This is a genomic window from Microbacterium xerophyticum (assembly GCF_053543555.1).
Genome location: NZ_JBLVOB010000009.1, coordinates 403,117 through 415,012 on the forward strand (window position 1 = coordinate 403,117; position 11,896 = coordinate 415,012).

General features: G+C 67.5%; 10 protein-coding genes and 1 riboswitch. All 10 genes read left to right on the forward strand.

All coding sequences use genetic code 11. The features are described from left to right. The coding region (locus ACNPNP_RS19905; RefSeq protein ID WP_448967761.1) for a phenylalanine--tRNA ligase subunit beta-related protein at nt 1-699 on the forward strand (699 nt) is incomplete at its 5' end. Between the two features lie 133 nt (nt 700-832). Continuing rightward, on the forward strand, nt 833-2,140 hold the full coding sequence (locus ACNPNP_RS19910; RefSeq protein WP_448967762.1) for an HNH endonuclease signature motif containing protein: 1,308 nt from the start codon (nt 833-835) through the stop codon (nt 2,138-2,140). A gap of 74 nt (nt 2,141-2,214) precedes the next feature. Continuing rightward, nucleotides 2,215-2,802 carry a pyridoxine/pyridoxamine 5'-phosphate oxidase gene (locus tag ACNPNP_RS19915; RefSeq protein ID WP_448967763.1) on the forward strand — a complete coding sequence of 196 codons (588 nt, stop codon included), beginning with the start codon at nt 2,215-2,217 and terminating at the stop codon, nt 2,800-2,802. Then, on the forward strand, nt 2,799-3,236 hold the full coding sequence (locus tag ACNPNP_RS19920; protein WP_448967764.1) for a cupin domain-containing protein: 438 nt from the start codon (nt 2,799-2,801) through the stop codon (nt 3,234-3,236). The genes ACNPNP_RS19915 and ACNPNP_RS19920 overlap by 4 nt, the downstream gene beginning before the upstream one ends. Next, nucleotides 3,233-3,946: a DUF402 domain-containing protein gene (locus tag ACNPNP_RS19925; protein ID WP_448967765.1), complete on the forward strand. Its 714-nt coding sequence runs from the start codon at nt 3,233-3,235 to the stop codon at nt 3,944-3,946. Before ACNPNP_RS19920 ends, ACNPNP_RS19925 begins: the two co-directional genes overlap by 4 nt. A gap of 26 nt (nt 3,947-3,972) precedes the next feature. Beyond that, nucleotides 3,973-4,067: riboswitch (TPP riboswitch) on the forward strand. After that, nucleotides 4,059-4,928, forward strand: coding sequence for a hydroxyethylthiazole kinase (gene thiM, locus ACNPNP_RS19930; protein ID WP_448967766.1), 870 nt, complete (start codon nt 4,059-4,061; stop codon nt 4,926-4,928). (Overlaps the previous riboswitch by 9 nt.) Further along, nucleotides 4,925-7,138: a bifunctional hydroxymethylpyrimidine kinase/phosphomethylpyrimidine kinase gene (locus tag ACNPNP_RS19935; RefSeq protein ID WP_448967767.1), complete on the forward strand. Its 2,214-nt coding sequence runs from the start codon at nt 4,925-4,927 to the stop codon at nt 7,136-7,138. The genes thiM and ACNPNP_RS19935 overlap by 4 nt, the downstream gene beginning before the upstream one ends. Before the next feature lie 7 nt (nt 7,139-7,145). Beyond that, the gene (locus tag ACNPNP_RS19940) at nt 7,146-8,105 is read left to right on the forward strand and encodes an NAD-dependent epimerase/dehydratase family protein (protein ID WP_448967768.1); all 960 of its coding nucleotides are present in this window, start codon (nt 7,146-7,148) and stop codon (nt 8,103-8,105) included. Nucleotides 8,106-8,190: 85 nt separating this feature from the next. Then, nucleotides 8,191-8,796, forward strand: coding sequence for a hypothetical protein (locus tag ACNPNP_RS19945; RefSeq protein WP_448967769.1), 606 nt, complete (start codon nt 8,191-8,193; stop codon nt 8,794-8,796). Nucleotides 8,797-8,941: 145 nt separating this feature from the next. After that, the gene (locus ACNPNP_RS19950) at nt 8,942-11,848 is read left to right on the forward strand and encodes a glycoside hydrolase family 3 N-terminal domain-containing protein (protein WP_448967770.1); all 2,907 of its coding nucleotides are present in this window, start codon (nt 8,942-8,944) and stop codon (nt 11,846-11,848) included. Nucleotides 11,849-11,896: the final 48 nt, after the last annotated feature.

Genomic DNA, 11,896 nt, shown 5'->3' on the forward strand with positions numbered 1-11,896 from the left:
GACGACGGGCCGCCACTGGGTCAGCGACCGTCGGAGGAGAAGCTCGCAGAGCTCAACGCCTCGATACCGCCGCAGCGCCGTCATGTCGCCGCGCTGTTCACCGGAAACGTCACTGCTCGTCAGCCTGGACGCGCCGCCGAGGCCGCCGGGCTCTCCGATGCGCTGGACGCCGTGCGTGTGATCGCGGTCGCGTCCGGAGTCGAGATCGACGTCGTCCAGGGCGAGCGGGCGGCGCTGCACCCCGGGCGCACCGGCGTGCTGCGCGTGGACGGCACCGAGGTCGGCTATGTCGGCGAGCTGCACCCCGACGTCGCCGACGACGCCGATCTTCCCGGTCGCGCTGTCGTACTCGAGCTCGATCTCGACGGCATCCTGACGCTGGCCGGAACACGCGTCGTCGCCGCATCGCTGTCGACGTACCCGGCGGCGACGCAGGACGTGTCACTGGTCGTGCCCGCGACGGCGACGGCGACCGAGGTGCGTGCCGCGCTCCTCGAGGGGGCGGGTGAGCTGCTCGAGTCGCTGCGGCTGGTCGATGACTATCGCGGCGAGGGGGTGCCCGAATCATCGAAGAGTCTGACGTTCGCACTCCGATTCCGTGCTGATGACCGGACGTTGACGGCCGCCGAGGCGACCGAGGCGAAGCTCGCCGGTGTCGCTGTCGCCGCTGAGCGGTTCGGGGCGACGTTGCGCGAGTAGCGTCCGACTGTTCGTGAACGCCGGTGTCTCTTCGGGGATGCCGGCGTTCTGCATTCTGGGTTCTGGATCGTTTCTTCGAATAAACATACGAGAAGTGCTTGTCAGTATAGAAGATATAAACTAAACTGGATTCATGGAACCTTGGTTCGATGATGTGGATGATCGGCCGCGTGATGCCGCGTTCTTCGTCGAGTCTGCGTTGGATGATCTGCAGTGTGCCGACATTGATCACAACCGGTATGAGGCGAGGCGGTCGTGTCGGATTGCGGATGCTGTCGCGTTGGCGCGCCGTAATCCCGAGGTGTACGTGCACCAGACGGCGGATAAGGATGCCGTGGATCAGGCCGAGCGCGCGGCGATCTTCGATATCGCGCTGCGGTTGCGGTGTTCGGAGGAGTACGTGCGTGGGGTGCTGTTCACGGCGGAGCAGGCGATGGCGCATCTGCCGTTGCTGTGGGCGCAGGCCAGGGATGGGTTCGTGTCGATGTATCTCGTCGGTCGCACCGTGGGCGCGTTGGCGCGGGTGCGTGCCGATGTCGGCGCGTCAGAGGAGGAGCTCGAGTTCGAACGCGAGGCGATGCGGCTGATCGATGAGGCGGCGGCGGAGTGGGCGTTGTCGTGTCCGCCGGCGGCGTTTCTGCGCCGGCTGCGCACGCTGGTGGATCGGCTGGATCCGGTCGGGGTGGACACGCGCCACGGGCGGAAGGTGCGGGAGCGTCGGGTGGTGGTGCAGGAGGATGAGGACGGCATGAGTTGGTTCATGGCGTACATCCCGACCGTTGAGGCGATCGCCGCGAAGCGCCGGTTGACGTCCACCGCGAAGCACCTGCAGAAGAACCCGGACGAGTGCCGCTCCCGTGATCAGATCCGCGCGGACCTGTGCTCGGCATGGTTGCGCGGGGTCGGCACAGACACGGCGGTGAAGACGAAGATCTTCGTCACCATCCCTGTCGAGCTCCTCCAGGCCGAACGCGCGGCCGGTGCTGCTCGCCCGGAGGACACGGCACAGCGGCAGGCGGAGCTTGTGGGGCATGGTCCGCTCGATCCGCTCACCGCGAAGCAACTGTTCCTCGACGCGAACGCGTTCCGCCGGGTGATCATCGACCCGGTCCGCAGCGTCGTCATCGACATGGACCGCCGCTCCCGCCGCGCCACCCGGGCACAACGCGAATGGCTCGCCCTTCAGCACGGCACCTGCGCCAGAGACGGCTGCAACCGCCTCGCCCAAGACGCCGACATCGACCACAAGACCCCCTGGGCCCACGGCGGCAAAACCAACCTCCACGAACTCCGACCCCTCTGCCCCCGCGACCACAGAAACCGACACCTCACCCGAGCGATCTACCGCAGCCGCCCAGACAACTCAGTCCAAGTCACCACACCCACCGGACATCAGAGCAAACCACCACCGACCTCTTCCGCAATCGCCCCACCGTTCTGAACTGCGCTGAGCACGCTGGCGGTTCACTCGCGTGTCCCTCGACGTCGCTCCTCATGGCCAGCCAGGATGAGAGCATGGCCTCCGAATCGGTATCCACCTGGCTGCGTGCGCAGCCGACGTTGACAGGCACGCCGCTTCCCGTCGTTCTCGATGACCTGCCCGCCGATCCGGCCTTGCTGTTCAGGACGTGGATCGGCGAGGCCGTGGCTCACGGCGTCGCCGAACCGCACGCTGCGACCCTCGCGACGGTCGGCGCCGACGGTGTTCCGGACGCACGCACCCTGATTCTGAAGGACGTCAGCAGCCGCGGCTGGGCGTTCGCGGGGCATCGGGGGTCGCAGAAGGCCGAGCAGCTGCTCGCACATCCGGCAGCGGCGCTGAACTTCTGGTGGCAGCCGATCGTCCGAGCCGTTCGAGTGCGAGGCGTTGTACTGGAGGCGACACCTGAGGAGAGTGCCGCGGACCTCGCCGCGCGCTCGGCCTCTGCTCGCGAGGGCATCACGCCCGGGGAATGGGTGCTGTGGCGCCTCGTCCCGACCAGGATCGAGTTCTGGAACGGGGCAGTCGACCGTCGGCACACCCGGATCGTGTACTTTCGCGAGGGCGAGGACTGGTCGCACACGGTGACCGGCGGCGAGGCGGACGGAGAGACACAGGCATGAGCGACTACCAGGTGACGCAGATCGGTGCACCGGACGAATGGCGCGAGCACTTCGGCGGCTTCGACGAGTCCCGCTCGCGTGACGGCCGACGCGTCGTCGATCACGAACTGACGATGCAGTACATCGGCATGACGGCGAATGCCCTCGAGCCCGGCGAGGAAGCCGGCTACTGGCACACGCATTCCCGTGTCGAGGAACTCTACGTCTTCCTCGGAGGCACCGGCCAGATGGGGCTCGACGACGACCTCGTCGAAGTCGGTCCGGGCACGGTCGTCAGGGTCGGGCAGAACGTCTGGCGCACGTGGCGTGCTCGTCCGGACAGCGCGGAGCAGCTGCGCTGGCTCTGCATCCGTGCCGGGGGTGAGCAGCTGCCGCACCTTCCGAACGACGGAACGCGCGCGCCAGGGCGGCCCATGCCGTGGCCGGCAGCGTGAGTTCGCGGCCGGTCGTCCCTCGTCCGACGGCGAGCACTGCTCCCGACGGCGCTCGAGAGCTCGGCAGCCCTCCGTTCCTCGACCCGGGGAGCCAGGTCGACTGGCACTACCGCAAACCGGGTTGGGAGACGGGTGACCCGTCCAACATCGCGCCCATGCGCGTCGTGCGCGATGACGAGCGCGGCCTGGTCGCATGGCTGGCGCCCGGCACCCTCCTGGAGGGCATGGGTGCTCCTGACCGACAGCGGGTCCGCACGGTTCCGCTCGACCAGCGGTGGCTCGTGGAGCGGACCCGGATCGTCGAAGAATGGTGGGGGAACGGCGTGCTGCGCATCGCGCCGGCAGGTACTCCGTGGTCGGTCTGGCTGTTCTGGAGCGATACGACGGGCGACCGGTGGGAGTTCGCAGGCTGGTACGTGAATCTCGAGAACGCGCATCAGCGCACCGGCAACGCCACGCACTCGTCCGACCACGTGCTCGACGTCGAGATCGATGCCGACGGCGACATCAGCCTGAAGGATGAGGACGAGCTCGAGGCGGCGATCGCGCAGGGCCGCATCTCGTCGCAGGAGGCGAAGCAGATCACCCGGCATGCGGATGCCGCGATCGCAGCCTTCCGCGACGGCCACTGGGCGTTCGGGCGGGAATGGGTGCAGTGGCGTCCCGATACCGAGTGGACGATCCCGCAACTCTCGGACTTGCCGCGCTGATCGACCCGCACCGTCGCTAGACTTCGAGCAGTGACACGGGGTGCCGCGTGAAGCGGCTGAGAACACACCCGTCGAACCTGATCTAGTTCGTACTAGCGAAGGGATGTCGCCCATGAGCGATCTTCTGTGCCCACCGTCCGCCCTCCCCGTCGTCGCCGACGCGATGCGACTTCTCGAGCTGGTGCGCGAGGCGCCGCCGCTCACGCACTGCATCACCAACGCCGTCGTCACGGGTTTCACCGCGAACGTCCTGCTCGCCGCCGGAGCGGCGCCGGCGATGGTCGACATCGTCGGCGAATCCGAGCTGTTCGCCGGAATCGCGAGCGGTGTGCTGATCAATCTCGGCACGCCCACACCCGAGCAACGTGCAGCAGGACTCGAAGCGGCCGCAGGCGCAACTGTCGCGGGCACGCCGTGGGTGCTCGATCCGGTGGCGATCGGTGCGCTGCCGGTGCGCACTGCCCATGCGCAGCACCTCGTCGCGCAGCATCCGACGGCCATCAGGGGGAACGCGTCGGAGATCCTCGCGCTTGCGGGGCTGAGCGCCGGTGGCCGCGGCGTGGACGCGACCGATACGCCGGATGCCGCGGCCGACGCCGCGCGGCTGCTCGCGAACCGCTACGGCAGCGTCGTGGCGGTGTCGGGGCCGGTCGATCTCATCACTGACGGGCAGGACGTCTTCCGTGTCGCCAACGGCCATGAGGCGCTCACCCGCGTCACCGGTGGCGGGTGTGCACTCGGCGCCGTCATGGCGGCGTTCCTGGGGGCGGCGCGCGCGACTCGGCTCTCTCCGCTCACCGCCGTCACGGCGGCGAACCTGTTCTACACGGTCGCCGCAGAGCGCGCCGCTGCGCACTCGTCAGGTCCTGGCAGTTTCGCGGTCGCGTTCCTTGACGAGCTCGCTGCGACCACGGCCGCCGACCTCGGTGCCGCGGCGCGCGTCGAACACCTCGCCACGTCGATCGCCGAGGTCGCCTCATGACCGATCTGTCGCTGTACCTCGTGACGGATCCGGTGCTCTGCGGCGAGCGAGGTGTCGCAGAGGTGGTTCGCGAAGCGGTCGCTGGTGGCGTGGGCATCGTGCAACTTCGCGACAAGACCGCGACCGACGCGCAGATCGTCGAGCAGCTGATCGAGCTGTCCGACGTGATCCGCGGGCGGGCGGCGCTCGTCGTCAACGACCGGCTCGACGCCGCGCTCGAAGCCCGCGCGCGGGGCGCCCGCGTCGACGGCGTGCACCTCGGGCAGACCGACGCATCGGTCGAGCGGGCGAGGGAACTGCTCGGACCCGACGCGATCGTCGGGCTCACTGCGAACACGGCGGCGCACCTCGACGCCGTGCGCGCGCTGCCGCCGGGAACGATCGACCATCTCGGTGTGGGAGTGATCCGGCCGACCAGCACCAAGCCCGATCACCCGGAGCCTCTGGGGGTCGAGGGCTTCCGTGCATTCGCAGAGCGCAGCGAGTTCCCGTGCGTCGCCATCGGGGGCGTCGGGATCGACGATGTCGAGGCGCTCCGCGACGCCGGAGCGGCCGGTGTCGCCGTGGTGTCCGCGCTCTGCGCCGCGGACGATCCTCGGGCGATGGCGCGTGCGTTCCGCCGTCGCTGGCGGGGCGCCGCCGCCGTGCCCCGCGTCCTGAGCATCGCCGGAAGCGATCCCTCCGGCGGTGCGGGGATCCAGGCCGACCTGAAGTCCATCGGCGCGAACGGCGGATACGGGATGGCCGCGATCACGGCCCTGACCGTGCAGAACACGCAGGGTGTCCGCTCGGTGCACGTCCCACCGGCCGACTTCCTCCGTGCGCAACTGGATGCGCTGTCGGATGACATCGACATCGACGCCGTGAAGATCGGGATGCTCGCCGATGCCGAGATCATCCGCACCGTCATCGCATGGCTCGACGACGCACGCCCGCCGATCGTCGTCGTCGATCCGGTGATGGTCGCGACGAGCGGAGACCGCCTGCTCGAGGCGGACGCGGAGTCGGCCTTGCGGGATCTGCTGCGACGCGCCGACCTGGTCACCCCGAATCTCCTCGAACTCGCGGTGCTGGCGGATGCCGCGGTCGCGGACAGCTGGTCCGGCGCGATCGCGGATGCCGAGCGGCTGTCGGCGGACATCGGCTCCGCTGTGCTCGTCAAGGGCGGACACCTCAGTGGTGCGGAATCACCCGATGCGTTCGTCGACGCGGTGACGGCCACCGTTCAGGAGTTCCCCGGTACACGGATCGACACCGAGGCCACGCACGGCACGGGGTGTTCGCTGTCGTCGGCCATCGCCACGCAGCGCGCACGGGGCAAGGACTGGGCGGAGGCCGTTGCGGCAGCACGCGAGTGGCTTCGCGAATCGATGCGCGGCGGGGCGGACCTGCAGGTCGGAGGCGGCCACGGGCCGATCGACCACTTCGCCGGACTCCGCGTGCGAGGCGGCCTCGACACGTCTCCCACGAGCGATGAGGTCGTGACGCGGTGGTGGGAGCACATCGCCCCGACACGTGCCGGCATCGACGAGCTGCCGTTCATACGCGCGCTCGCCGACGGCACGCTCGACAGAGATGCGTTCAGCCACTATCTCGCGCAGGACGCCCTGTATCTCAGCGGCTACGCGCGCGTTCTCGCCGACGCGGCGCGGCTCGCCCCGACAGCGGCCGAGCAGGCGTTCTGGGCGAACTCCGCGCACGGGTCGATCGTCGGCGAACTCGAACTGCATGCGCAGTGGCTCACACCGCGCGACGGCGTGAGCGACGCCACGTTCTCCGCGACGCCGTCCGCCGTCACGACCGCGTACCTCGATCACCTCCGATCCGCCGCTTACGGCGGCGACTACGCACAGCTGATCGCCGCGCTGCTGCCGTGCTTCTGGCTCTATACCGATCTCGGAAGGCGACTGGGCGACGGCCGGTTCGGCGAGTACGCCCGGTCGGCGGATCATCCGTACGCGTCGTGGCTGCGCACGTACGCCGATGAATCGTTCGCCGAGGCCACGCAGCAGGCGATCGAGTACGTCGCGTCAGCGGCGACGGCATCCGATGCGGAGGGCCGGAAGCGGATGCTGCGCGCATTCGAGGCCTCCGCGCGGCACGAGCTCGCGTTCTTCGCGGAACCGCTCGCGCACGATCTCCAGAGCACCTCACACGCCCCATCCGCTCTGAGCAGAACGTCGTCCGTCCGGGAGCCGAAGGTGGTGTGATGGGCACATGACGAACGTGCTCATCCTCGGCGGAACGGCGTGGCTGTCCGGCCGTGTCGCCCGAAGGTGGATCGACAGCGGCGCAACGGTGACGTGCCTCGCCCGTGGCACGCGCGCCGTGCCGGAAGGCGCTGCGTTCGTCCATGCGGATCGCGATGCCTCCGAGCCGTACTGCGATCTGCACGGCGAGTGGGATGAGATCGTCGATGTCTCGCGCCATGCACATCACGCCCGCGGTGCGGTCGAAGCGCTGGGCGCGCGCACCGTACGCTGGACCTACATCTCATCGGTGTCGGTCTACGCAGACGACGCCACGCCGGGCACCGACGAGTCGGCAGACACGGTGGCCCCTGCTCACGACGGCGACGAGTACGAGTACGGCGCGCAGAAGCTGGCGTCAGAGGAGGCCGTCCGCACGCTGGGGGAAAGGGCTCGCATCGTGCGCCCTGGCCTCATCGTCGGACCGGGCGATCCCAGCGATCGCTTCGGCTACTGGGCGGCGGCGTTCGACCGTGCCGCGGACGGCCCGGTGCTCGTCCCTCGCGTCGAGGGCCGTGCGGCGCAGGTGATCGACATCGACGATCTGGTGTCCTTCGTCGTCGAGGGCGAGTCGTCCGCGCCGGTGAACGCGATCGGCGACGTGCACGAACTCGGACACGTGCTGAATGCTGTGCGCGCGGCGACCACGCACAGTGGCGAGACCGTCACCGCCGAGGACGAATGGCTCGAGGCGCACGGCGTCGAGTTCTGGGCGGGGGAACGGTCGCTGCCACTGTGGCTGCCCATGGACATGGGCGGCTTCATGACTCGTTCGAACGCCACCTACCTCGCGGCGGGCGGAACACTGACACCGCTCTCGGAGACGATCGCGCGGATCGTCGAAGACGAGCGGAGCAGGGGAGTGCACCGCGAGCGACGTGCCGGGCTCTCGCGCGACCAGGAACTCGCGCTGCTCGGCGCCCTGTAGCGCCGGTCGATCAATCCGTGCACCCGAACCGACAGATCATGAGCGTGCGCGCATCGACACCACCGGGCGCTGGTTGACTCTCTGAGTGCTCCGAGGAATCGCCCGCGTCTGGCACGGCTTCGCCGATGCCCGTCCCACCGCCGCCCAGCTCATCGTGTTCTGCGTGTTGAACGTCGCCATGACCGTGCTGCAGCTCGTCATGATGCCGCTGGTCCGGCTCTGGCTCTCCTCGACCGTGCTCGAGGAGGTCACGTTCCGGGCGGTGCGGATCGGCGACTTCCACGTGTTCGACTACCCCGCAGGCGCTATGCCGGAGGGCGGCGGCGGTCTGGCGTACTTCCTGGCCGTGCAGATCACGCTGGCCGTGGCGCAGATCGTCAACTTCTTCGCGCAACGCAACATCACGTTCAAATCGAACAGCAATCCATGGTGGGCGGCGTTGTGGTACCTGATCGCGTATGTGGTCATCACTTTCGGAGCAGCTGCCTTGCAGGGGCTCTACAAGGGCCCGATCTACGACCTGTTCATCACCGTCTGGGGTATGGGTGCTACGGGTGAAGCGGTCGCAGACGGCGTCACCATGTTGGTGAACGCGCTCATCTCGTGCGCGGTCTTCTTTCCGATCTTCAAGCTCATCTTCCGCCGTGAAGAGCCGGCCGTGGCAGTTCCGGAGCACGTGCTCGCATCCTGAATCGACAGTTTGCGCGTCGGAATCGACAGTTTGAGCATCCGCGTCGCTCCATTGGATTCACGCGGATAGAAATGAAGATGAAGCGTGGCGTGGTGCCCGCTGAACGCGTCCACAGTCGGAGGCGTTGCACACAGAGGAGACAGCAGTGAACTCTCACGCGGCTAAGGCGCCGATGTCGAACAAGAAGTTCCTCGCGATCTGGATCCCCATCATCGCTGTCGTGGCCATCGTGGCCATCGGCGCGAACGTGGCGATCGGATTGTTCAGAGGAGCGATCGAGTCCTACATGGGCGCCGGCACGTACACGGTCAACGAAGCGGATGAATCCGCCGACGTCGACACCGACTACTACACCGCCGACTACGAGTCGGGGGACGAGGCCAAAGCCGCGTCATCGCAGCTCGTCGAGGACATCGCCGACGAAGGCATGGTCCTGGTCAAGAACAACGGGGCTCTGCCGATCTCGACGGGAGCGGTCACGTTGCTCGGCCGCGGCGCCGCAGACCCGGTCTACGGAGGCTCGGGCTCAGGTACCGCCGACACTCGCACCGCCGTGAACATCCGTCAGGGTCTCGAGGACGCCGGCTTCACCGTCAACGACACGGTGTACTCGCAGCTCGCCGAGTTCGCGGCCGCGAACCCTGCCTCGGAAGGCGGCCGCACCAACATCGTGATGGACAAGCCAGAGGAATCGAACTACAACATCGGCGAGATGCCTGTGGCGGACTACTCGCAGGCGTCGCTCGACAGCTTCTCGGACTTCGCAGATGCCGCGGTCATCGTGATCGGCCGTGGAGGCGGCGAAGGCGGAGATCTGGCCACAGACATGGAGCCCTGGGACGAGAACGCGGAACCAGGACAACACCAGCTCGAGCTGAACAAGGACGAGAAGGACCTCCTCGCTCTCGCGAAGGATCGATTCGACAACGTCATCATCGTGGTCAACGCTTCGACTTCGATGGAGCTCGGAATCCTCGAAGACGACGCAGACGTCGACGGCATCGTGCTGGCCGGATCTCCCGGAAACTCTGGCTTCAGCGCCCTGGGGCGCATCCTCTCCGGCGAGATCAACCCGTCCGGCAAGACTGTCGATCTCTTCTCCGCCGATTTCACGGCTGATCCGACGTTCGTCAACTTCGGCGACTTCGCGTACTCGAACATCGACGGCGGCTACTTCGTCGACTACGAGGAAGGCATCTACTCCGGATACCGCTACTACGAGACGGCGGCGGAGGAGGGCTTCCTCGACTACGAGGAGTCCGTCGTGTATCCGTTCGGCTACGGGCTGAGCTACACGACGTTCGACTGGGCGCTCGCGGGCCAGGAGCTCGGCGGTGCCGACGGTGACATCTCGGTCGATGTCGAGGTGACCAACACCGGTGACGTTGCGGGCAAGGAGGTCGTGCAGGTCTACTACACGGCTCCGTACACCGACGGCGGCATCGAGAAGGCGCATGTCGTGCTCGCCGGCTTCGCCAAGACCGGACTCCTTGAACCCGGCGCATCCGAAACGGTGGAGATCTCGTTCGCCGTCGAGGACATGGCCTCGTACGACAGCAGCGGCGACGGCGCATACGTGCTCGAGCAGGGTGCCTACGAGATCAAGATCCAGACCGACTCGCACACGCTTGCCCCCGGCATCGATCCGATCGCGTACGAGGTGGGTTCGACGGTGACGTACACCGACGGGCGCTCGTCCGACGAAGTCGCACCGACCAACCAGTTCGCCGATGTCACGGCCGAGTTCACCGACGGAGCGCGCACCGAGTTCTCGCGAGCGGATTTCGCCGGGACGTTCCCCACGGCCCCGGAGGGCGATGACCTCGTCGCGGATGACGCGACCGTCGCTTCCTTCAAGGCGTACGACGCGGCCTCAGCGGCTGAGGACTCGGATGCCGTGGCTCCGACCTGGGGTGCCGACAACGGGCTGTCGCTGATCGACCTGCGAGGGCTCGAATGGGACCACGCGGCGTGGGATCAGCTGCTGGACGAGCTGGATCAGGAGGAGGTGCTCGCCCTGCTGAACTCCGGTGCCTACAACACGGCGGCGCTGGAGGACATCGGGAAGATCCGCACGAACGACCTCGACGGGCCCGCCGGCTTCAGCTCGTTCATCAACCCCGACCTCTGGACGGGCACGGCGTTCCCGTCGGAGTACCTGATCGCTCAGACGTGGAACACCGGACTCGCCCACGACATGGGCGTCGCTATCGGCAACGAGGCGCTGACGACGGGAGCGAACGGCTGGTACGCCCCGGCGGTCAACCTGCACCGATCGCCGTTCGCCGGCCGCAACTTCGAGTACTACTCGGAAGACCCGCTGCTCTCCGGACGTCTCGGCACCGCAGTGATCGACGGCGCGCTCACCAAGGGCGTGTACAGCTTCACGAAGCACTTCGCGATGAACGACCAGGAGACCAACCGAGTCAACGGAGAGGGCCTGGCGACCTGGGCGACGGAGCAGACGATCCGTGAGATCTATCTGAAACCGTTCGAGTTGGTCGTGAAGGACGCAAGCGGAGAGGTCGAGTACTTCGACGCCGAGGGCGAGCGTCAGACGGCCGAGATCGGCAGCACAGCCGTGATGAGCTCCTTCAACCGGATCGGGGCGACCTGGGCCGGAGGCTCAGAAGCTCTCATGAGCTCGGTCTTGCGCGGAGAGTGGGGATTCCAGGGCATGGTCATCACGGACTTCAACCTGTACGACTACATGTATCCAGACCAGGCCTGGGCGGCGCAGGGCACCGACCTGATGCTGACGTTCGAGAACTCCAAGACGGTGGAGGACTCCGAGAGCGCGTTCGCGCAGCAGAATCTGCGGTTCGCGATCCACAACATCCTCTACACGGTCGTCAACTCGAACGCCGTCAACGGCATCGCACCTGGCGCGACGCTGACGTACAACCCGGCTGCTTGGGAGACCGGCGTGCTGATCGGCACGATCGCCCTATGGGTCCTCATCGCCGCTGCCGTCGCGTGGGTCGTCGTCCGAGTACTGCGTCACCGGCGGCGTGTCGAGCCGGCCGTCGTCGCGGACGCATCGACCGACTGACCCGAACCGATCAGTGAGTGGCCGGGGCGCCCCGGCCCCTCACGAAGG